Raw genomic sequence first — 22100 nt, forward strand, 5'->3', positions numbered from 1 at the left:
GGCCGGGCGGGGGAGGAGGACGGGGAGTCGGCGCCGGGGAGGAGCGTCAGGACGCGTCCTTCACCATCCCGCGGACCGAGAGCTGGACGACCAGCGGCCGGTGGTCGCTCCCGGCGTCGTCGCGGTCGTCGACGACCCGGTAGCCCGAGACCTCCCAGCGTCCCGAGAAGAGGACGTGGTCGATCGGGGCGCCGAGCGCGGGCGGGACCGAGGACGGCCAGGTGCCCAGGGCGGCGCCGCCCGCGACGGTCCCCGCGTCGCGGCAGCCGCCCAGCGCGGCCGAGCCCGGCAGCCCGGTCCAGTGGTCGGCGGTGGAGTTCAGATCGCCGAGGACGACGACGTCCTCCTCCGCGGAGCAGAGCGCGGAGACCGAGAGCAGATCGCTCCGCCACTCCGCGAGGCGCGAGGGGATCGGCGCCATGGTGTGCACCGCGGCGAGGACGGGGCGCTCGGGAGTGTCGGGGCGTGCGACGAGGGACGGTGTCGATCCGGTGACGACCGCGGCGGTGTCGACGCTGTAGCCGCCGAGCGAGGGGGAGAGCAGCAGGGCCGCGCCGTCGTCGGCGCCCGACCCGGCGTAGTGGAGGGTCATCGACATCCCCTGGGCGCTGAGCGCGTTCACGACGTCCTGCGCGTGCATCTGCGAGACCTCGAGGAGGGCGATGCCGTCGACCGCGCTCTCCCGGGCGAGCGAGGCGATCGTGTCGACGGGCACGCCGTCGTGCAGCACGTTCCAGGTCGCGAGGCGCACGTCGGCGAGGCGGTGGGCGCGCGGAGCGGCGGAGTCGTAGCCCCGCGCTCCCTGCACTCCCGCGAGCACGAGCGCGAAGACGACGCCGAGCGCCGCGAGGGCCAGCGCGAGGCGCCTGACCGGAGCGACGAGGACCGCGATCACGACCAGGACAGCGGCGAGCCCGACGGCCGCCGCGCCCGTCGCGAGCCGGAACGGCACCAGCTGGGCGAAGGGGGCCTCCCGGGCGATCCCGAAGAAGCCGGGCGCCGCGACCACCAGCAGAGCGATCGCCACGATCACCGCCACCGCGGTCTTCACCAGTCTCGTCCCCATCGCCGCCCAGGCTACTAGGGCATCGGAGGGCTCGCAGGCGGCGCGTCTACGATGAGCGCATGCATGTCGACGGGGGCCGTTACGACCTCCACACCCACTCCGTCGTCTCCGACGGCACCGAGGCTCCGGCCGTCCTGGTGCGGGCCGCGGCCGCGGCCGGGCTCGCCGGAGTGGCGCTCACCGACCACGACACGACCGGCGGCTGGGCCGAGGCGCTCGCCGCGGCCGAGGAGGCGGGCATCGACCTGCTGCCCGGCATGGAGCTCTCCTCCCGCGTCGGCTGGGCCAGCGTCCACGTCCTCGCGTACCTCGTCGATCCGGCGGATCCGGGGCTCGTGGCCGAGACCGCGCGCATCCGCTCGGCCCGCACGCACCGCGCGGAGGCGATCGTCACCGCGATCGCGGCCGACTACGACCTCACCTGGGACGACGTCCTCGCCCAGACCAGCCCGGGCACGACCATCGGGCGTCCGCACATCGCCGACGCGCTCGTCGCCCGCGGCCTGGCCACCGACCGCTCCGCGGCCTTCGCGGGGATCCTCGACTGGCGCGGCGGCTACTACCGCCCGCACTACGCGCCCGACCCGGTCGACGCCGTGCGCCTGGTCCGCGCGGCGGGCGGGGTCCCGGTCATCGCGCACCCGGCCGCGAGCGCCCGCGGGATCGCGGTCGAGTCGATCCTCCCGCAGCTCGTCGACGCCGGCCTGTTCGGCCTCGAGGTCGAGCACCGCGAGAACACGGCCGACGGCAAGCGCCGCCTGCGCGAGCTCGCCGAGCAGTACTCGCTCGTCACCACGGGCTCGAGCGACTACCACGGCACGGGCAAGCCCAACCGCCTGGGCGAGAACACGACCGCGCGCGCGACCGTCGACGCGATCCGCTCCTCCGCCCGCTGAGTCGCGGAGAGCCGCTGGGAGGCGGAGAGTCGCCGGATCTCCGTGACCGCTGAGGGGCGGAGAGCCGCTGAGTCGCGTGGGGACACCGCTGCGTCGCGGGACAGCCGCTGAGACGCCGGGAGCCCGCCCTCCCGCGACGGATCGCGGGGGGACGGGCTCGGGGCGCGGAGGCTCAGGCCTGCGCGTCGGGGCGCGGGGAGCGGCGGCGCGACCGGGTGCGGCGGCGCGGCTCGCTGTTGCCGTCGTGGTGCTCCTTGCTCTCGCTCGAGGGAGCGGGGCCGGTCTGCTGCGGAGCGGTCGAGTCGGCGGAGTCGGAGCGGGTGCGGCGACGCGGCGGCCGGTCGCCCCGCTCGGAGCGCTCGCCGCGGTCGGAGCGCTCGCCCCGGTCCGGGCGCGCGTCGGCCTTCGCCTCGGCGGGGATCGGGGTCGGCTTCAGCCGTCCCTTGGTTCCCGCGGGGATGTCGAGGTCGGTGTAGAGGTGCGGCGACGACGAGTAGGTCTCGACCGGGTCGGGCTGGCCGAACTCCAGCGCCCGGTTGATGAGGGCCCACTTGTGCAGGTCCTCCCAGTCGACGAAGGTCACCGCGATGCCGGTCTTGCCCGCGCGCCCGGTGCGGCCGACGCGGTGCAGGTAGGTCTGGTCGTCGTCCGGGATCGTGTGGTTGATCACGTGGGTGACGTCGTTCACGTCGATGCCGCGCGCGGCGACGTCGGTGGCGATCAGGATGTCCTTCTTGCCGGCCTTGAACGCCGCCATCGCGCGCTCGCGCTGCTCCTGGTTGAGGTCTCCGTGCACGGCCGCCGCGTTGAAGCCGCGGTCGTTGAGCTCCTCGACGATGCGGGCCGCGGCGCGCTTCGTGCGGGTGAAGATGACGGTCTTGCCGCGGCCCTCGGACTGCAGGATGCGCGCGATGACCTCGTCCTTGTCGAGCGAGTGCGCCCGGTAGACGATGTGCTTGATGTTCGCCTGCGTGATGCCCTCGTCGGGGTCGGTCGCGCGGATGTGGATGGGCTTGTTCATGAAGCGGCGCGCGAGCGCGACGATCGCGCCCGGCATCGTCGCCGAGAAGAGCATGGTGTGGCGGGTGGGCGGCGTCTGCGCGAACAGCTTCTCGATGTCCGAGAGGAAGCCCAGGTCGAGCATCTTGTCGGCCTCGTCGAGGACCATCACCTGCACGTTGGCGAGCGAGAGCAGGCGCTGCCCGGCGAGGTCCAGGAGGCGGCCGGGGGTGCCGACGACGATCTGCGCGCCGGCCTTCAGCTGCTCGATCTGGCCCTCGTAGGCCTTGCCGCCGTAGATCGAGACGATCTTGGTCGGCCGGTTGGAGGCGGCCAGCTCGATGTCCTCGGTGACCTGCACGGCGAGCTCGCGGGTCGGGACGACGATGAGCGCCTTGACGCCCGGCTCCGGGTCGGTGCCGAGGGCCTGGATGAGGGGGAGGCCGAAGCCGAAGGTCTTGCCGGTGCCGGTCTTGGCCTGGCCGATGATGTCCTGCTTCTGCAGGGCCAGGGGGATCGTCTGCTCCTGGATGGGGAACGGCTCGAGGATGCCCTTGGCGGCGAGTGCGGCGACGATGTCGTCGTCGATGTTCAGATCGGAGAAAGTCACGGAGTGAAGCGCCTGTCGTGTCGAACGGTCTACGCCCCTGTACGACTCCGGGCGCAGGGTCACCGATCCAGCGCCGGTGACATCCCGGCGAGTCTACTGCTCCCGGCCCCGCCGGCCCCGGAACCCCGCTCCTCCGGCGCCCTATGCTGAGGAAATGGCTGCCTGGTTCCGACGTCGACGTCCCCTGCTCGAGGTGCCCCGCCTGACGCCCCGCGGGGAGTCGAGCCAGAAGCGCGACCGCGTCGACCTCGCCGACCTCACCCCCGAGGTGCTGCCCTACCTCGGCCAGGTCGCCTACCTCCAGCTCGCGGTGTTCGAGGTGCTGGCGCGCGCCGTCGCCGAGACCGATGACCTCGCGGACAAGGAGGCCATCTCCTCCGCCGCCGGCACGGCGCTCGCGAAGCACCACGCGGTCGTCGCCGAGCTGCGCCGCCGCGACGTGGAGCCCGGCGAGGCCATGACTCCGTTCCGCCCCGCGATCGACACCTTCGAGCGGCTCACCCGCGGTGCGGACCTCCACGAGACGCTGCTCTCGGCGTACATCACGGCGGGCCTGCTCGACGACTTCTTCATCCGCCTCACCGGCGGGCTGCCCACCGACGTCGGGCCGCGCATCGCGCAGACGCTCGGCGCGGACACGGGCGTCGACGGCGTGATCGCGATCCTCCGCCGCGAGATCGCCGCGGACGAGCGCCTGGGCTCGCGCCTGGCCGTCTGGGGCCGCCGCCTGGTGGGCGACACCCTCCTCGTGGCGCGCTCCGCGCTGATGGGGTCGGGCAACCACGACTCCGACGAGTCGCGGATCGAGCCGGTGTTCACCGAGCTCATCGCCTCGCACACGCGCCGGATGGACGCGCTGGGGCTCACGGCCTGACCGTCCCCGGCGCGTCGCTGCGCCGGACGCCGGGAACGACGGAGGCGCGGAAGTCCGAGGACTCCCGCGCCTCCGGCTCGGATCAGGGGGCGACGCGTCCCGAGAGCATCGCCTGCAGGGAGGTCTCGTCGCGGCGGGCGCGGCTGCGCCCGAGCGAGAGGCCGACCGGGGCGACGACCACGGCGGTCGCGACGAGGGACAGGACCCAGATCAGGCCGCCGTCCCACGGCAGGCCCGCCCAGGTCAGCGCGACCCAGACGACTGCGGCGACGAGGCCGCCGATCGCCGGGACCAGCACGGAGCCGTGCAGGTGCCGGTGCGGCAGCCCGTAGCGCGCGGCGAGACCGATCAGGACCCCGAACAGGGTGATGAAGAGGAGCTCCACGACGTGTCCGCCCGGGACGCTCTAGGCGACGAAGCCGACGCGGCGCGACTCCTCGGAGCCGACCTCGACGAAGGCGATGGTGGCGGTCGGGACGATGTAGATCTTGCCCTTCTCGTCGCGGAGGCGGAGGACGGCGGTGCCGGCCTCGAGAGCGGTGGTCACCGTCTTCTCGACCTCGGTCACGGACATCGACGACTCGAAGTTGAGCTCGCGCGGGGTGTTGACCATTCCAATACGGATTTCCACCAGCAGTGCCTTTCGGGAGGGGACGAGGGTGTCAGGATACGGGACCGCGCTCGGACGACCGCGCCGGTTTCGCGGTGAGCGGAGCGGGCGGCCGGGGCTCCCGGCGGGGACGGGCGGGAGTGTCGGACCCGGTGGCTACCGTGGTCGTGTGACCGCTCCCGCGACCCCCGCTCCCTCCACCGCAGCCTCCGTCGGCGAGGCGCTCCCGGGCGAGCCCGCGGTCGTGCTGGACGACTCCCAGCGCGCGGTGCTCGCGCTGCCCGAGGGCCGCAGCGCCGCCGTGCTCGGGGCGCCGGGGACGGGCAAGACCACGACGGTCGTCGAGCTGGTCGCCGAGCGCGTCCTCGAGCGGGGGTACCCGCCCGAGTCGGTCGTGGTGCTCGCGGCGAGCCGCACCGCCGCCACCGCCCTGCGCGACGTGCTCGCCCTGCGGCTGGGAGTGCCGACCCGGGGCCCGCTCGCCCGGACCGCGACCTCGCTCGCGTTCGAGGCGGTCACCTCCTCCGCCAAGGAGCGCGGCCTCGAGCGGCCGACCCTCCTGACCGGCGGCGAGCAGGACGCACTCCTGTCGGAGCTCGTCGAGGGCCACCTCGAGGAGGGGACCGGCCCGCGGTGGCCGGAGGAGTTCAGCCCCGAGGTGCTGCGGCTGCGGACCTTCCGGACCGAGCTCCGCGAGTTCGGGATGCGGGCGACCGAGCACGGGCTCGACTCGGACGCGATCCGCGCCCTCGGGATCGACGCGGAGCGCGGCGAGTGGAGCGCGGCGGCCGACGTGCTCGACGAGCTGCGCGAGGTGGTCGAGTGGATGGCGCCCCAGGCGGGGACCCGCCTGGACGCTGCGGAGTTCGCGGCCTATGCGGCCGAGGCGATCCGCGCGGGCGAGGGCGGCGAGCGGATCGACGCGCTGCGTCTGGTCGTCGTCGACGACCTCCAGGAGGCGAGCGAGTCGACGCTCGTGCTGCTGCGGGCGCTGACGGAGCGCGGGGTGACCGTGATCGCGCTGGGCGATCCGGACGTGGCGACCAGCGCCTACCGCGGCGCGGCCTCCGACACGCTCGGCCGGTTCGCCGCGAGCATCGGTGCGTCCGACGTCGAGACTCTGGTGCTCGCGCGCGTGCACCGCCACTCGGCCGCGCTGCGGGCGGTCGTGTCGGCGGCCACCGAGCGGATCGGCACCGCGGCGGCCGGCCGGCAGCGGGCGGCGGTCGCGGCTCCGGCCCCCGAGGCGGGCCCGGCGCCCGTCCTGGTGCTGCACGCCCCGACGGCGGCGCGGGAGGCGGCGACGGTGGCGCGGCTGCTGCGCGAGCGGCGGCTGCGCGACGGAGTGCCGTGGCGGCGGATGGCGGTCGTCGTCCGCTCCGGAGCCGCGGTCCAGCCGCTGGTGAAGGCGCTCGCGGTGGCGGAGGTGCCGACCCGCTCCGTGCTCGCCGGACGGGCGCTGCGCGACGATCACGCGGCCCGGGCGCTGCTCGTGCTGGTCGGCGTCGCGATCGGCGAGCGGCCCCTGGACGCGGAGCTCGCGGCGGAGCTGCTGCTCGGCCCGTTCGGCGGGGTCGACCGGCTGGGGCTGCGCCGGCTCCGGCTCGCACTCCGGGCGGAGGAGCTCGCCGGCGGCGGCATCCGCGCGAGCGACCCGCTGCTGGTCGAGGCCCTCGCCGCGCCCGGCCGATTCGCGACCATCGACTCCGCTCCCGCCCGGCAGGCCGAGCGGCTGGCCGTGACGATCGACCGGGTCCGCCGCCTGCACGAGGAGGGGGGCTCGATCGAGGAGCTGCTGTGGTCGGCGTGGGAGTCCAGCCGCGTCGCGTCCTCCTGGCGCGAGCTCGCCCTCGGCACCGGCCTGACCGCCGCCGAGGCCAACCGCAACCTCGACGGCGTGGTCGCCCTCTTCAGCGCCGCGCGCCGGTTCGTGGAGCGGGCGACCGGGCACTCCGCGGTCGGCTTCGTCACCGAGATCCTCGAGGCGGAGGTCCCCGAGGACACGCTCGCTCCGCGCTCCGTCGAGGACGCGGTCCTGATCGGCACGCCCTCCTCCGTCGTCGGCCTGGAGTTCGACGTCGTGGTGGTGGCGCGGCTGCAGGACGGCGTCTGGCCCAACCTCCGCCAGCGCGGCTCGCTGCTCGATCCGGACGGCCTGCTGCGGCACGCCCGCGGCGAGGGCGGACTGCCGCTCGACGCCCGCAAGGCCACTCTCGACGACGAGCTCCGGATGTTCGCCCTGGCCGCCTCCCGCGCCCGGCGGCAGCTCGTGCTCAGCGCCGTCGCGGGCGAGGACGAGACGCCCTCCCTCTTCTTCCGGCTCACCCCGCCGGACGCGCCGCGGCTCGATCCCGCCTCCGCGGTGCCGCTCACGCTGCGCGGGGCGGTGGCGGCGCTGCGCCGGACCGCCACCACACCGGGCTCGACCGAGGCTCCCGCCGCCATCCGAGGGCTCAGCGCCCTGGCGCTCGCGGAGGTCCCCGGCGCCGACCCCTCCTCCTGGTCCGGGGTGCTCGAGCCCTCGACCACGGAGCCCCTCTTCGACGTCGGCGACCCCGAGCGTCCCGTCTCCGTCTCGCCGAGCCGCCTCGAGGCCTTCGAGCGGTCCCCTCTGGACTGGTTCGTCGACGCCGTCTCCGGCTCCACGACGAGCACGGCGATGGGGGTCGGCACACTCGTGCACTGGGTCCTCGAGAACGCCGAGCGGCCCGATCCGCAGGGGCTGTGGGCGGCTCTCGAGTCGCGGTGGCCCGAGCTGGTCTTCGAGTCGCCCTGGCTGGGGGAGCGGCAGAAGCGCGTCACACGGCGGCTGATCGACGGCCTCGCGGGCTATCTCGCCGACTTCGAGCGCGGGGGAGGCGTGGTGCTCGGCCGCGAGCAGCAGTTCGAGCTCGACGTCCCGCCCGCCCGGGTGCGCGGCTCGATCGACCGCGTCGAGCGCGCGGCCGACGGCTCCGTCACGATCGTCGATCTCAAGACGGGCCGCAGCACCCCCCGCAAGGACGACATCGCCGAGCACGCGCAGCTGGGCAGCTACCAGCTCGCCGTCGCCGAAGGGGCGATCGAGGCGGCCGACCCGGCCGACGGGGGAGGCGCGAAGCTGCTCTTCGTGGCGACGGGCGTGCGCGGGAAGCCGTACCGCGAGGTGGTCCAGGAGCGCTTCGGCGAGGAGGAGCTGGAGCGGCTGCGCGATCGCGTCCGCGCCGCGGCCCTGGGCATGGCGGCGGCGGGCTTCTCGGGCCTGCTCGATGCGACCCCGTTCTCCCCCGGCGACGCCCTGCGGTACCGCATCCACGCGGTGCCCGAGGTCCCGGGGGACGGCCTCCTGGCGATCGACGAGGTCGACGAGTCAGAGGACCCGGAGGACTCCGAGGAGCCGGATCCCGATGCGCCGGCCGATCCTTCCGGCCCCGCCGACCCCGACCCCTCCGCCGTCTCCGAGGAGGAGCTTCCGTGATCGACGCCCTGACCATCGCCGAGCGCCTCGACCTGCGCCCGCCCACCGCCGAGCAGCGCGCCGTCATCGAGGCGCCGCTCGAGCCGGCCCTCGTGGTCGCCGGTGCCGGCAGCGGCAAGACCGAGACGATGGCCAACCGCGTCCTCTGGCTCCTCGCGAACGGCCACGCGGCGCCGTCGGAGGTGCTCGGCCTCACCTTCACCCGCAAGGCGGCGGCCGAGCTCGGCGAGCGCATCGGGCGGAGGATCGACCAGCTCGGCGCGGCGGGCCTGCTCCCGCTCGCGCCCGGGCAGTCGGCGCCCGACCCGTTCGAGGCCGCCACCGTCTCGACCTACAACGCCTTCGCGAACACGATCTTCCGCGACAACGCCGCCCTGATCGGCCGCGAGGGGGACGCGACCGTGCTCTCCGAGGCCTCCGCCTGGCATCTCGCGCGGGGAGTCGTGGCCGACACGGCCGATCCGCGCATCCTCGAGGTGGAGGCGGGGATCGACCGGCTGACCGACCTCGTCGTCTCGCTCGCGCACGACCTCGCCGACAACCTCGCCGATCCGGCCGCGGTCGCCTCGTTCGCCGAGGACTTCCTCCGCCTTGGCGAGCTGCCGCGCGGAGGCAGCGGCTCGGGGCTCTACCGCGAGCTCGAGAAGGCGCTGCAGGCCGTGGGCGCGCTGCCGGTGCTGACGGCGCTCGCCGAGCGGTTCCAGGAGGCGAAGGCCGAGCGCGGCTTCGTCGAGTTCTCGGACCAGGTGGCCCTCGCGCTGCGGATCGTCGACAGGGTGCCGCGGATCGTGGACGAGCACCGCACGAGGTACCGGGTGGTGCTCCTCGACGAGTACCAGGACACCTCCGTGCTGCAGACCCGCCTCCTCTCGCGGCTCTTCGCCGGGCAGGGAGTGATGGCCGTGGGCGACCCGCACCAGTCGATCTACGGCTGGCGCGGTGCGAGCGCCGAGGGGCTCGGCCGCTTCGGCACCGATTTCGGGGGAGCGGGCCGCTTCTCCCTCAGCACGAGCTGGCGCAACGGCCGCCGCGTGCTGACCGCCGCGAACGCGATCGTGGAGCCGCTGTCGGCGGGGAGCGTGGTCGCGGTCGACACGCTGAGCGCGGGGCCTCAGGCCTCCGAGCACCCGGTCGAGCTCACCTTTCCCGAGACGATCGAGGAGGAGGCGGACGACGTCGCCGCCTGGTTCGCCGGGCGGCTGCGCGAGAACGCCGAGCCGCCGTCGGCCGCGGTGCTCTTCCGGGTGCGCGCGCACATGGACCGCTTCGCCGCCGCGCTGGCGAAGCACGGCGTCCAGTACCACATCCTCGGCATCGGGGGCCTGCTGCGGCAGCCCGAGATCGCCGATCTCGTCGCCGCGCTCACCGTCGTCGAGGACCCGGCCGCCGGCAGCGAGCTCGTCCGCCTCCTGGCCGGCGCCCGCTGGCGTCTGGGCGTCCGCGACCTCAAGGCGCTGCGCGACCTCGCCTCGTGGCTCGCGGCGCGCGACCACGCGCACCGGCTGCTCCCGGAGGAGGTGCGCGAGCGGATGCGCGCGTCCGTCACCGAGGGCGAGGGCGGCTCGATCGTCGAGGCCCTCGACTTCATCGCGGCGCGCCGCCCCGGCGACGACGGGCGGATCGACCACTCCGCGCTCGGCGGATTCAGCGCCGAGGGCCTGCGGCGCCTGCACGAGGCGGGCACCCTGTTCGCCCGGCTGCGCGCCCGGGCCGGGCTCGACCTCCTCGACTTCGTCACCCTGGTCGAGCAGGAGCTGGGCCTGGACATCGAGGTCGAGGCGAACGAGTCGCGCGGGGACGGCCGCGCCAACCTCGAGGCCTTCCGGGAGGCGGTGGCCGGGTACCTGCAGACGGACGACCGCGGCGCCGGCACCGGCTCCTCCCTCCGCGGATTCCTCCGCTGGCTCGTCCTCGCGGACAAGCGCGACGGCCTGGCCCCGCGACCGGAGGACCCGGAACCGGGGACGGTGCAGCTGCTGACGATCCACGGCTCCAAGGGTCTGGAGTGGGACCTCGTCGCCGTCCCGCGGATGGTCGACGGCGAGCTCCCCGGCACGCCGGTCGAGGGCTTCCGCGGGTGGGTCAGACTGGGCGCGATGCCCTACGCGTTCCGCGGCGACGCCGCCGAGCTCCCGGATCTCGCCTGGCGCGGCTGCAGCACGCAGAAGGAGGTCGTCGACGCGATCGGAGCGTTCGGCGACACCCTCCGCGAGCGCAACGAGGCGGAGGAGCGGCGTCTCGCCTACGTGGCCGTCACGCGGGCGCGTCACCACCTCCTGCTCAGCGGCTCGTGGTGGGCCGGCCAGGCCAAGCCGCGCGGACCGGGCGTCTTCCTCCGCGACCTCGAGGAGGCCGGCACGATCCCGCCGCTGCCGACCGAGCCCGCGAACGAGGAGAACCCGCTCGAGCGGGCCCCGCGCACGTTCCGCTGGCCCCACGATCCGCTCGGCTCCCGCGGCGACCGGGTCCGCGCCGCCGCCGCCCGGGTCCGCAGCGCCGAGCCCGCTCTGCTCGGAGCGCGCGGCGACGACATCCGCCTGCTGCTCGCCGAGCGGGCGGTGCGGCTGGCCGGGGGCGAGCGCACGCCGCTGCCCACCCGCATCCCCGCCTCCCGGTTCAAGGACATCGTCAGCACTCCGGACGAGGTCGCCGCGCAGCTGCGCCGGCCGATGCCGGAGCGCCCCTACCGGCAGACCCGGCTCGGCACGACCTTCCACTCCTGGGTCGAGAACCGCTTCGTCGTCCAGGGCGGGGCGGAGGCGGTCGACACCTTCCCCGACGAGCTCGACGACGCCGGCCCCGCGTCTGTCGAGCAGGAGCGGCTCGACGCCCTGATCGCCACGTTCGAGCGCTCGGAGTGGGCCGACCGGCGCCCGGAGGCGGTCGAGATCGAGATCCACCTCCAGCTCGCCGGCCACGTCATCGTCTGCAAGCTCGACGCGGTGTACCCGACGGAGGACGGCGTGCAGATCGTCGACTGGAAGACCGGGCGAGCGCCGAAGGACGCTGCCGACCTCGAGCTCAAGCAGTTCCAGCTCGCGCTGTACCGGCTCGCCTACTCGCGCTGGCGGGGGGTGCCGCTCGAGAGCGTCGACGCCGTGTTCTACTTCGTCGCCGACGACCTCGTGCTGCGGCCCGAGCGGTTCTACTCCGAGCGCGAGCTCGCGGAGTCGCTCTCCTCGGCGACGGGAGCGAGCCCGCGGCCGTGAGCGGAGGAGCTCGTGCGGGCTCCCGGCGTGCGGTTGAGCAGCTCCTCGACCTCTGAGACCGCCAGCACCGGGCCGGTGTCGGTCGAGAGGGGCGCGGAGAGGTCGCCAAGCACGCTGTCCACAAGCGTGTCCAGCATGGCGACCGCGTCGTCCACGATGGCGGAGTCGTCGGTCTCGGTGCCGTGCAGCAGCCAGCGGGCGAGCTCGAGCTCGGCGTAGAGCTGGGCGCGCTGGCGGATCGTGCGGTCCACTGCTCCCGCGCGCATCCGGGAGTAGGCGGAGAGCGCCGTCTCCGAGCCCGGGGCGCTCAGCAGCCAGTGCAGGTCGCGCGCCGGGTCGCCGACCCGCAGCGCCGCCCAGCCGAGCACGGCCGCGACGACGTCGCCCGAGCGGAGGAAGGAGTCGGCGGTCATCGAGCCGTTCACCACGGTCGGGTCGAACTGCCAGAGCGCCTCGTCGGAGGAGGCCGACTCCCAGCGCGCGACGAGCGCCGCCGGGACGTGGCCGGTGTCGGCCGCGCGCTCGATCACCGCGACCGTCTCGTTCACGCTGTCGCGCGCGGTCGCGATCGGCAGGCCCGCCTCCTGGACGAACGACACCGGGAGCGAGTGGATCGCCCCGACGGCCCGGCCGATCGAGTCCGCGAGCCCGCTCTGCGCGGCCACGTCGTCGATGAGGACGCGATCTCCCTCGAGGTACTCGTAGACGACCGCGCGGGTGCCGTCGAACGGCGTCTGCCCGACGCTCTCCTGCAGATCGAAGGGCAGGCGGCTGCGGATGCCGGCGGTCAGCGCCCGGAGCGCGACGAGGTCGCCGAGCTGCTCCTGCTCCGCGAGCGCGGACGTGGGCACGCGCACGACGAGGCGGGCGCCCTCGCGCGTCGTCAGCAGGGCGGAGTCGAAGTCGCCGTGCGTCGAGGACGTGAAGGGGCGCGCGGAGCGCACGTCGAGGCCCTCGACGGCCGAGGTGGCCAGCGCGGCTAGAGTGAGATGGGATCTGGCCATGGTTTCCAGGGTAGGCGGCTCGTGCCCGGCCGGCCCGCCGCCACGCGCTGTCCCGCCGATGCCGTCGAAGGCCCGCGACAGCGGTCCTCGCGGCCCCCGTCATGAAATGAGCCCCGGATGTCACTGCCCTTCGCCGATCGCCTCCCGCTCTCGCGACAGGCGGCCGACCGCGACGGCGTCGGACGCTCGAGGCCCGCGCTCTTCGACGAGCTGCTCGCCGATCCCGCCACCCGCGTGCTCGTGCTGCACCACGACCGGACCCTGGTCGAGGCCGACCGCCTCGTCCTGCGCCGCCCCGAGGACGTGACCGCCGGCACCCTCCGGATCTACCTCGGCCGCACGCTCGCCGAGGCCCCCGGCGAGCCGGTCGGAACCCCCGTCATCGCGACCGTCCTCACCGACGCGGCCGCCGCCGAGCTCGAGCCCGACGAGGAGCGGTGGAGCGGCCTGCGCCCGATCGCCGAGCGCCTGAGCGACCGCGACGCGGGCCTGTTCACCGAGGCTCTCGCCATCGCGAACTGGCACGCCTCGCACGGCTACTCGCCCCGCAACGGCGACCCGACCGTCGTCGAGCAGGGCGGCTGGGTGCGCCGCTCGCCCACCGACGGCAGCCAGGTCTTCCCGCGCACGGATCCGGCGATCATCGTCTGCGTCCTCGACGCGGACGACCGCCTCCTCCTCGGCTCAAACGCGATGTGGGGCACCGGCCGCTTCTCCCTGCTCGCCGGCTTCGTCGAGCCGGGCGAGTCGCTCGAGGCCGCCGTCATCCGCGAGATCGGCGAGGAGTCGGGCATGCGCGTCGTCGACCCGCAGTACCTGGGCTCGCAGCCCTGGCCCTTCCCCGCCTCCCTCATGGTCGGCTTCACCGCCCGCCTCGCCGAGGACCAGTCCCCGGAGGATCTGCTCCCGGACGGCGAGGAGATCGTCGAGCTGCGCTGGTTCACCCGGCAGCAGCTGCACGACTCGCTCGAGTCCGTGCTGCTGCCCGGCCGCTCGTCCATCGCCCGCGCGATGATCGAGGACTGGTACGGAGGCGAGCTGGAGAACGGCCCGATCGCGTGACCCTGCTCGACGGACTCGACGAGGGGCAGCGCGAGGCGGCGGAGGCGCTGCTGGGGCCGGTCTGCGTCCTCGCGGGAGCGGGCACCGGCAAGACCCGGACGATCACGCACCGCATCGCGCACGGAGTGGCGACCGGCGTCTACACGCCCGGCCGCGTCATGGCCCTGACCTTCACCAGCCGCGCCGCGGCCGAGCTGCGCTCGCGCCTGCGGGTGCTCGGCGCCGGCGGCGTCCAGGCCCGCACCTTCCACGCCGCCGCCCTCTCGCAGCTCGGCTACTTCTGGCCGCAGCTGGTGGGGGGCACGATGCCCCAGCTGCTCGACGGCAAGGCGCGCCTGCTCGGGCACGCGGCCGAGCGGCTCCGCCTGAAGCTCGACACGGCGACGCTCCGCGACCTCTCGGCCGAGATCGAGTGGCGGAAGGTGTCCGCCCTCTCGCTCGAGCAGTACGCCGTCGCCGCCCGCACGCGCCCCCTGCCCGGACGGCTCACCCTGGAGCAGACGGTCGCGCTCGTGGACGAGTACGAGGGGCTGAAGGACCAGCGCCGCCAGATCGACTTCGAGGACGTCCTGCTCGTGACCGCCGGGATGCTCGAGTCCGAGCCCGCGATGGCGATGCAGGTGCGCGAGCAGTACCGCTTCTTCGTCGTCGACGAGTACCAGGACGTCTCGCCGCTGCAGCAGCGGCTCCTGGAGCTCTGGCTCGGCGACCGGAGCGACCTCTGCGTCGTCGGCGACGCCAGCCAGACCATCTACTCCTTCGCGGGTGCGCGGGCCGACTACCTCCTCGACTTCCCGTCCCGCTGGCCGGCCGCCACCGTGGTGCGCCTGGAGGAGAACTACCGCTCGGCCGTGCCGATCGTGCAGACCGCGAACCGCCTCATGCGGGGCAGGCCCGGCGCCCTCTCGCTCCACGCCGTCGCCGCCGCCGAGGCGCCGGAGCCCGCGATCGACGCCTACCCGGACGACATCGCGGAGGCGCGCGGGATCGCGGCGCGGGTCGCGGCCGACATCGAGGCGGGGGTGCGCCCCTCCGACATCGCGGTCCTCTTCCGCACGAACAGCCAGTCGGCGGTCATCGAGCACGCCCTGCACGAGCGGGGAGTGAGCGCGCACATGCGCGGCGGCAAGCGCTTCTTCGACCTCCCCGAGGTGAAGCAGGCCGTGATGCAGCTGCGCGCGGCGTCCGTGTCGATCAGCGGCGAGCCGCTGTTCAAGTCGGTGAGCGACGTCCTCCGCTCGCTCGGCTGGAGCGCCGAGCCCCCGTCGGCGCCCGGTGCGGTGCGCGACCGGTGGGAGTCGCTGGACACGCTGGCCCGCCTCGTCGACGAGGCCCCTACCGGATGGACCTTCCGGCAGTTCACGGACGACCTGATCGCACGCCAGCAGGTGCACCACGAGCCGGACCGCGGCGCGGTCACCCTCGCCACGCTGCACTCGGCGAAGGGCCTCGAGTGGGAGTCGGTGCACCTGATGGGGCTCGCCGAGGGACTGCTGCCGATCTCGTACGCCGCCGGCCTCGAGGCGATCGACGAGGAGCGGCGCCTCCTCTACGTCGGCATCACCCGGGCCCGCCGGCGCCTGCGCCTCTCGTGGGCGCGCTCGACGGTCGGCCGCGTCACGCGGAGGGAGCCGTCGCGCTTCCTCGAAGAGCTCGGCACGCGCACTCGGGGTGCGGCTCCCGCTCCCGCACGGTGAAGGCTCCGGAGGCGTCGCTGTAGATCCGCTCGGCCCCGCGGAGCCCTCGCCAGCCCGCGAGCAGCCGCCGCAGCGCGGCGTCGGCGGCCGCCACGGCGATCGCGGCGCTCGCGAGCGGCGTGCGGGTGGGGGCCGTGCGGCCGAGCACCTGGATCACGAGGCGCGCACGATCCGGGTCGAGATCCATCCGGTCCCGCTCGGCGCAGTGCAGGCACGGTCCGGCTCCCGGCTCGACAAGGGGTCCGAGGCGCACCGATTCGTCGCCGAACACCACCGCCAGGTGCGGCACGTCGGCCGCGAGCCAGTGCGCGGCGCGGGCGGGGGCGACCGCGAAGTCGGCGATCAGCACGGCGAGGTCCGGCGTTCCGACGTCGGCGAGCAGCGAGCAGCCCTCGCTCCGGAGCAGCGTGCGCAGTGCGTCCGGTGCCGCGCCCGTCCCCTCGACGACGACCCGCGGTGCCGGGGCAGGGCCGGGCTCGACGCTGCGCAGCAGGACCGGCCGGAGCGCCTCGAGCACCTCGTCGACCCGCGCCTCGCTCGCTCCGGCGCGCGCCGCGATCAGGCGGACGGTGCCGGCGCTGGTGCCCACGCGGAGGGCGTCGAGCAGCAGCTCCTCCGGGTAGCCGACGCCGTCCAGGACCGCGTGCGGCCGGTCGAGGCCGAGCTGCACCGCGGTCGCGGAGCGCCAGAGCAGAGGGAGTCGGGGATCGAGCCGGAGCACCATCCGGCGATCATGGCCGAGACCGGCCCGGCGCCGCGCGAGTTGTCCACAGGCGGGCGCCGGACGGGGGGTCAGACGGGGCGGTCGCCCGTGGGGGAGGAGCCGCGGTCGTCGTCGTCCGGCGAGCCGGCGTCGTCGGTCGTGTCCGGAGCGTCTCCGGAGGCGCCGTCGCCCTCGCGCGGCATCGTGCCGTTCAGCAGGTCCTCCAGCGCGCGGTCCATCTCGTCGGGCTCCGGGGTCTCGCCGCGGGCCTCGGCCGTGAGCCGGGCGACGAGCGCGCTCGGGTCGTCCAGGTCCTCTGAGCCGGGGAGCAGGTCGGGGTGCGACCAGAGGGAGTCGCGGGCCTCGGGCCCGACGGCGTCGGTCACGGCCTGCCACATCGCGGCGGCCTCGCGGAGGCGGCGCGGGCGCAGCTCCAGGCCGACGAGGGTGGCGAAGGCGGATTCGGCCGGCCCGCCGGAGGCGCGGCGGCGGCGGACCGTTTCGGCGATCGCCCCGGCGCTGGGCAGGCGGGTGGTCGCCGCCGCGGTGACGACGTCGACCCATCCCTCGATGAGGGCGAGGACGGTCTCGAGGCGGCCGTGCGCGGCGAGCTGCTCCTCCGTCTTCGGCGGGATGAGCGCGCCGGAGGTCATCGCGTCGCGGAGCTCCTCGGGGTTCGACGGGTCGAAGCCCTCGGCCAGCTCCTCGAGGCGGGTGGTGTCGATGCTGATCCCGCGCGCGAAGTCGGTGATCTGGGAGATGAGGGCGAGACGGAGCCACTTGCCGTGCCGGAAGAGGCGGGCGTGCGCGAGCTCGCGGACCGCCAGGTACAGCTGCACCTGGTCCAGCGGGATGTCGAGGCCCTCGCCGAACGCGGCGACGTTCTGCGGCAGGATTGCCGCGTCGTTCTCCTCCAGCAGAGGGATGCCGATGTCGCCGCCCGAGACGACCTCGGCGGCGAGCTGCCCGACGACCTGGCCCAGCTGCAGGGCGAACAGGGTGCCGCCGATCCCGCGCATCATGCCCTCGGCACCGGCGATCATCGCCTGCATCTCCTCCGGGGCCTGCTCGCGGAGCACGCGGGTCAGCGCGTCCGAGATGCTCAGCGCCACCGGCTCGGCGAGCTGGGTCCAGACCGGCATCGTCAGGGAGATCCACTCGAGGCGGCTGATCGAGCGCGGCGTGCGGCTCAGCTCGGAGACGTACGCGACCTCGTCGAGCCAGAGCGCGGCGACGCCGAAGGCCGCGTCGATCGGAGTCCGCACGGAGTCGGACACCGGCGCGGACTCGGCGCGCGCGAGCTGCTTCGCCTGCTCGAGCGAGAGCGTCCAGTTGACGCCGCCGTCGCCGTTCTGCTGCATTGCGCTCTGCAGCTGCGAGAGCAGGTTCTGCAGGGCCACCGGGTCGTTCGGCAGGCCTGCCGCTCCTGCGAGCTGCGAGGGGTCGACCGGGCCGTTCCCCGAGAGGAACTGCCGCAGCATCTCCCGGAACTCGTCCTCGGAGCCGCCGCCCGCTCGGTCCGCACTGTCGCCATCGGCCATCGGGATCAGCCCTCCGTCGCTCACCTGAATCCGGTCGCCGCACCGCCTCCGCGGCCCTGCACAGGGCGCCGGTTCCGGCGCGACTCCCAGTCGTGCAAGCTACGTTAGCCCGAGCGCCCGGGGCCTCGGCGTGCAGAGCACCGCTCGGGCCCAGCCCGCTTCCGCCCGCCGCGAACATCCCGGCGGAGCCGCTCCACCCGTTGCCAGAAAGGCCCCCGTGTCGCTGTTCTCCGACGACCCGCGCCCCTCCTCCTCCCCGCGCCGCCCGTGGGTCGGACCGGTCGTCCTCCTCTCGGGTGTCGCCGTCGTGGTCGGTCTGGGCGTCGCGCCCGCCCCCTATGTGATCGAGCAGCCCGGCCCCGTGTTCGACACCCTGGGCAGCAGCAAGGACGTGCCCCTCATCTCGATCCCGGACCGCACCACCTACCCCACGGCCGGCACGCTCGACATGCTCACCGTGTCGGTCGTCGGCAACCCGCAGAGCCTGCCCACCTGGGTCGAGGTCGCGAGCGCCTGGTTCGACAGGACCAAGGCGGTCGTCCCGGTCGACGCGATCTTCCCTCCCTCCTCCACGGTCGAGGAGCGCGACGAGGCGAACCAGGCCGAGATGACCGACTCCCAGCAGGAGGCGATCGCCGCCGCGCTCACCGAGCTCGGCTACCCCGTCGAGCAGCGCGTCTCGGTCGTGCAGGTGCCCGAGGGCTCCCCGGCCGAGGGCGTCCTGGAGGCGGGGGACGAGATCCTCGCGGTCGCGGGCACCCCGGTCGCCGACGCGACCGCCCTGCGTGCGACCCTGCAGACCCTGGGCACCGGCTCCCCGGTGCAGGTCAGCATCGAGCGCGGGGGCGCCCGGCAGGAGGTGGAGGTCACGCCGCGCGACTCGAACGGCGCCGCCGTCATCGGCGTCCTCCCCGGAGCGGCCTTCGACTTCCCGTTCGAGGTCGACATCCAGCTGGACGACGTGGGCGGGCCGAGCGCGGGCATGATGTTCGCCCTCGGGATCATCGACAAGCTCACCGAGGGCGAGCTCAACGGCGGGCGGAGCGTCGCCGGGACCGGCACGATCGACGCGGCCGGCGAGGTCGGCGCCATCGGCGGGATCCGCCAGAAGCTCTACGGGGCGGAGGGCGCCGGAGCCGAGTACTTCCTCGCCCCCGCGACCAACTGCAACGAGGTCGTCGGCCACGTCCCCGACGGGCTCGACGTGCTCGCGGTCTCGACCCTCGATGACGCCCTCGCCGCCCTGAAGGGCATCGCCGCGGGCGACACCTCCGGGCTGCCGGACTGCAGCACCGCCTCTCCCCTCGACTGATCCCGCCCGCCGACCCCGGGTCGACGCCCAGGTGAGCCGGACAGCCGTCGCATAGCATGGGTGGCCTCCCCTCACATCTCGACAGCAAGAGGCCCTCACGTGAGTTCCACAGCAACCGAAACCCCGCCGCGGAAGAGACGGAGCGTCCTCGCCGTCACTGTCGTGGTGGTGGCCGTCCTGGTGGTGGCGTTCTTCGTCTTCGCCGGTCTGTACACCGACATCCTCTGGTACGACCAGCTCGGCTTCCTCTCCGTGCTCACGACGCAGTGGGCGGCGGCGGGCGGTCTCTTCGTCATCGGCTTCGTCGCCATGGCGGTGCCGGTGTTCATCAGCCTGATGCTGGCGTACCGCCTCCGGCCGGTCTACGCGAAGCTCAACTCGCAGATCGACCGCTACCAGCAGGTCGTGGAGCCGCTGCGGCGCCTGGCCACCTTCGGGATCCCCGCGGTGCTCGGCCTCTTCGCCGGCGTCTCCTCCGCCACCCGCTGGCAGACGAGCCTCACCTTCTGGAACCGCACGCCCTCGGGCACCACGGATCCGCAGTTCGGCCTCGACACGTCGTTCTACCTCTTCGAGCTGCCCTTCTACCAGAGCATCGTCGGCTTCGCGTCGGCGGTCCTGCTGATCTCGGCGTTCGCGACCCTCGCCACCGGCTACCTCTACGGAGCGATCCGGGTGAACGGCCGCGAGATCCGCATCTCGAAGGCCTCGCGCATCCAGCTCGCGGTCATCGCCGCCCTCTACCTCGCCGTGCAGGCGGTCAGCCTCTGGCTCGACCAGTACGCGACGCTCGCGCAGCAGGGGCCCCGCATCACCGGCGCCACCTACTCCACCGTCAACGCGACGATCCCGGGCCTGCAGATCCTGGCCGGCATCGCGGCGCTGGTCGCGATCCTCTTCGTCGTCACCGCCTTCATCGGCCGCTGGCGCTTCCCGGTCATCGGCACCGCGCTGCTGATCGTGTCGAGCCTGCTCGTCGGCTCCCTCTACCCGTGGATCGTGCAGAAGTTCCAGGTCGAGCCCAACGAGCGCACGCTCGAGCAGCCCTTCATCCAGAACAACATCGACATGACGCGCCAGGCCTACGGCGTCAGCGACGTCGACGTCATCCCCTACGACGCGACCACCGACGCGGAGCCGGGCGCCCTGCGCTCGGACGCCGAGACCACCGCGAACATCCGCATCCTCGACCCCGCCGTCGTCACCGACGCGTTCTCGCAGCTGCAGCAGTTCCGCCAGTACTACAAGTTCGGCGACACGCAGAACGCGCTCGACGTCGACCGCTACTCCATCGACGGATCGACGCAGGACGCCGTGGTCGGCGTCCGCGAGCTGAACCTCAACGGCCTCGGCACCAACCAGACCTGGTACAACCAGACGCTGGTCTACACCCACGGTTACGGCCTGGTCGCCGCGTACGGCAACCAGCGCTCGGCCGACGGAGAGCCGGTGTTCATCGAGTCCGGCGTCCCGACGACGGGCGACCTCGGCGACTACGAGCCGCGGATCTACTTCGGCGAGAACTCCCCGCCGTACTCGATCGTGGGCGGCAACGACTCGCGCGACATCGAGCTCGACTACCCCTCGGGCACCGACGGCGCGCAGCAGACCTACACGACCTTCGACGGCGAGGGCGGCCCCGCTCTCGACAACGTCTTCAAGAAGCTCGTCTACGCGATCAAGTTCCAGTCGGAGCAGATCTTCCTCTCGGACGGCGTGAACGACGACTCGCAGATCCTCTACGACCGCGATCCCGTGCAGCGCGTCCAGAAGGTCGCGCCGTACCTCAAGCTCGACTCCGACGCCTACCCGACCGTCGTCGACGGCCGCGTGAAGTGGGTCGTCGACGGGTACACCACCTCGGCCGACTACCCGTACTCGGAGGTGCAGAGCCTCTCGCAGGCGATCGCCGACACGAACACGCAGCAGCAGTTCCCGACCGACGACGTCAACTACATCCGCAACTCGGTGAAGGCGACCGTCGACGCGTACGACGGCAGCGTCACGCTCTACGCGTGGGACACCGAGGACCCGATCCTGCAGACCTGGCAGAAGATCTTCCCGACCACGGTGAAGCCCGTGAGCGACATGTCGGGTGAGCTGCTCAGCCACGTCCGGTACCCGGAGGACCTCTTCAAGGTCCAGCGCGCGGTCCTCGGCACCTACCACGTCACCGACGCGGGCTCCTTCTACTCCCGCGAGGACGCCTGGGCGACGCCGAACGACCCGACGAGCGGAGCCGCGACCACGGCCGCCGCGACCGGCACCAGCCTGCAGCCTCCGTACTACCTCACCCTGCAGACGCCGGATCAGGACGTGCCGTCGTACTCGCTCTACTCGACGTACATCCCGGCGAGCGTCCAGGGCGCGCAGGCCAGCCGCAACGTGCTGACCGGCTACCTCGTGGCCGACTCCGACGCCGGCTCGACGGCGGGCTCCGTGGCCGACGGCTACGGCACGCTCCGCCTGCTCGAGCTGCCGAAGGACGACACGGTGCCCGGCCCCGGCCAGGTGCAGAACGCGTTCACCACCGACCCGACGGTCGCGAACGAGCTGAACATCCTCTCCCGCGGCGACACCACCGTCACGAGGGGCAACCTGCTCACGCTGCCGGTCGGCGGCGGCCTGCTCTACGTCCAGCCGATCTACGTGCGCTCCAACGGAGACACGAGCTTCCCGCTCCTGCAGAAGGTGCTGGTCGCGTTCGGTGACGACATCGCCTTCGAGGACACCCTCGACGCGGCCCTCGACAGCCTCTTCGGCGGCGACTCGGGAGCCGACGCGGGCGACACCGGCACGCCGACGACTCCGGACGCGGGCACCGGCACCTCGGGCGGCGACACCGGAGGCGACGCGGGCGGCACGACCGGCGGCACCGGCTCCACGCCGGCCACGGGCGACCAGACGGCGCTGCAGCAGGCACTGAACGACGCGCGGGACGCCCTCACGGCTCGCGAGAACGCCCTCAAGGCGGGCGACCTCACCGCCTTCGCGGCGGCGGACGAGCAGCTGACCGAGGCGCTCTCGCGGGCGCTGCAGGCCGAGGGCGGCCAGTAGCCC

General features: G+C 73.8%; 15 protein-coding genes. 8 read left to right on the forward strand and 7 right to left on the reverse strand.

Features of this window, described 5'->3' with window-relative positions; translation table 11 throughout:
* Window positions 1–46: 46 nt before the first annotated feature.
* The gene (locus C5C49_RS07340) at window positions 47–1066 is read right to left on the reverse strand and encodes an endonuclease/exonuclease/phosphatase family protein (RefSeq protein ID WP_146084863.1); all 1020 of its coding nucleotides are present in this window, start codon (window positions 1064–1066) and stop codon (window positions 47–49) included.
* A 59-nt stretch (window positions 1067–1125) separates the two neighbouring features.
* Between C5C49_RS07340 and C5C49_RS07345 the strand changes: the two genes are divergently transcribed.
* The gene (locus C5C49_RS07345; protein ID WP_104224845.1) at window positions 1126–1962 is read left to right on the forward strand and encodes a PHP domain-containing protein; all 837 of its coding nucleotides are present in this window, start codon (window positions 1126–1128) and stop codon (window positions 1960–1962) included.
* 172 nt (window positions 1963–2134) lie between these two features.
* Here C5C49_RS07345 and C5C49_RS07350 read toward each other — a convergent pair whose 3' ends face one another.
* Entirely contained in the window at window positions 2135–3571 is a 1437-nt protein-coding gene (locus C5C49_RS07350; RefSeq protein WP_104224844.1) for a DEAD/DEAH box helicase, read from the reverse strand.
* A 154-nt stretch (window positions 3572–3725) separates the two neighbouring features.
* Here C5C49_RS07350 and C5C49_RS07355 point away from each other — a divergent pair, with 154 nt between their 5' ends.
* The gene (locus C5C49_RS07355) at window positions 3726–4445 is read left to right on the forward strand and encodes a ferritin-like fold-containing protein (protein ID WP_104224843.1); all 720 of its coding nucleotides are present in this window, start codon (window positions 3726–3728) and stop codon (window positions 4443–4445) included.
* Between the two features lie 82 nt (window positions 4446–4527).
* Here the strand turns inward: C5C49_RS07355 and C5C49_RS07360 are convergent, their stop codons facing one another.
* Both C5C49_RS07360 and C5C49_RS07365 read right to left on the reverse strand, forming a co-directional pair.
* Window positions 4528–4830: a hypothetical protein gene (locus C5C49_RS07360; RefSeq protein WP_104345808.1), complete on the reverse strand. Its 303-nt coding sequence runs from the start codon at window positions 4828–4830 to the stop codon at window positions 4528–4530.
* 21 nt (window positions 4831–4851) lie between these two features.
* On the reverse strand, window positions 4852–5076 hold the full coding sequence (locus C5C49_RS07365) for a DUF3107 domain-containing protein (RefSeq protein WP_104224841.1): 225 nt from the start codon (window positions 5074–5076) through the stop codon (window positions 4852–4854).
* 148 nt (window positions 5077–5224) lie between these two features.
* Between C5C49_RS07365 and C5C49_RS07370 the strand changes: the two genes are divergently transcribed.
* On the forward strand, window positions 5225–8512 hold the full coding sequence (locus tag C5C49_RS07370; protein WP_104345809.1) for an ATP-dependent DNA helicase: 3288 nt from the start codon (window positions 5225–5227) through the stop codon (window positions 8510–8512).
* Window positions 8509–11721 (forward strand): ATP-dependent DNA helicase, encoded by a 3213-nt coding sequence (locus C5C49_RS07375; protein WP_104345810.1) that lies wholly within the window; start codon window positions 8509–8511, stop codon window positions 11719–11721. The genes C5C49_RS07370 and C5C49_RS07375 overlap by 4 nt, the downstream gene beginning before the upstream one ends.
* Here C5C49_RS07375 and C5C49_RS07380 read toward each other — a convergent pair.
* Window positions 11658–12725, reverse strand: coding sequence for a phosphotransferase (locus tag C5C49_RS07380; RefSeq protein ID WP_104262665.1), 1068 nt, complete (start codon window positions 12723–12725; stop codon window positions 11658–11660). The two genes, C5C49_RS07375 and C5C49_RS07380, sit on opposite strands and share 64 nt — an antisense overlap.
* 117 nt (window positions 12726–12842) lie before the next feature.
* Between C5C49_RS07380 and nudC the strand changes: the two genes are divergently transcribed.
* Both nudC and C5C49_RS07390 read left to right on the forward strand, forming a co-directional pair.
* A complete protein-coding gene (gene nudC, locus C5C49_RS07385) occupies window positions 12843–13787 on the forward strand; it encodes an NAD(+) diphosphatase (RefSeq protein ID WP_104261196.1) in 945 nt (314 codons plus the stop codon).
* On the forward strand, window positions 13784–15484 hold the full coding sequence (locus tag C5C49_RS07390; RefSeq protein WP_104345811.1) for an ATP-dependent helicase: 1701 nt from the start codon (window positions 13784–13786) through the stop codon (window positions 15482–15484). The genes nudC and C5C49_RS07390 overlap by 4 nt, the downstream gene beginning before the upstream one ends.
* On the opposite strand, the gene C5C49_RS07395 is transcribed toward C5C49_RS07390, so the two are convergent.
* Both C5C49_RS07395 and C5C49_RS07400 read right to left on the reverse strand, forming a co-directional pair.
* Complete coding sequence (locus C5C49_RS07395) at window positions 15405–16208, reverse strand: hypothetical protein (protein WP_104345812.1); 804 nt, start codon at window positions 16206–16208, stop codon at window positions 15405–15407. The genes C5C49_RS07390 and C5C49_RS07395 overlap by 80 nt on opposite strands.
* A 68-nt stretch (window positions 16209–16276) precedes the next feature.
* Window positions 16277–17728 (reverse strand): zinc-dependent metalloprotease, encoded by a 1452-nt coding sequence (locus C5C49_RS07400; RefSeq protein WP_104345862.1) that lies wholly within the window; start codon window positions 17726–17728, stop codon window positions 16277–16279.
* A gap of 217 nt (window positions 17729–17945) precedes the next feature.
* Between C5C49_RS07400 and C5C49_RS07405 the strand changes: the two genes are divergently transcribed.
* Both C5C49_RS07405 and C5C49_RS07410 read left to right on the forward strand, forming a co-directional pair.
* Window positions 17946–19040 (forward strand): PDZ domain-containing protein, encoded by a 1095-nt coding sequence (locus C5C49_RS07405; RefSeq protein WP_104345813.1) that lies wholly within the window; start codon window positions 17946–17948, stop codon window positions 19038–19040.
* Window positions 19041–19139: 99 nt separating this feature from the next.
* Window positions 19140–22097: a UPF0182 family protein gene (locus C5C49_RS07410; RefSeq protein ID WP_181027225.1), complete on the forward strand. Its 2958-nt coding sequence runs from the start codon at window positions 19140–19142 to the stop codon at window positions 22095–22097.
* The last annotated feature ends 3 nt before the right edge of the window (window positions 22098–22100 follow it).

Origin of the sequence: Rathayibacter sp. AY1E2, from assembly GCF_002932325.1 — a bacterium.
GTDB lineage: Bacteria > Actinomycetota > Actinomycetes > Actinomycetales > Microbacteriaceae > Rathayibacter.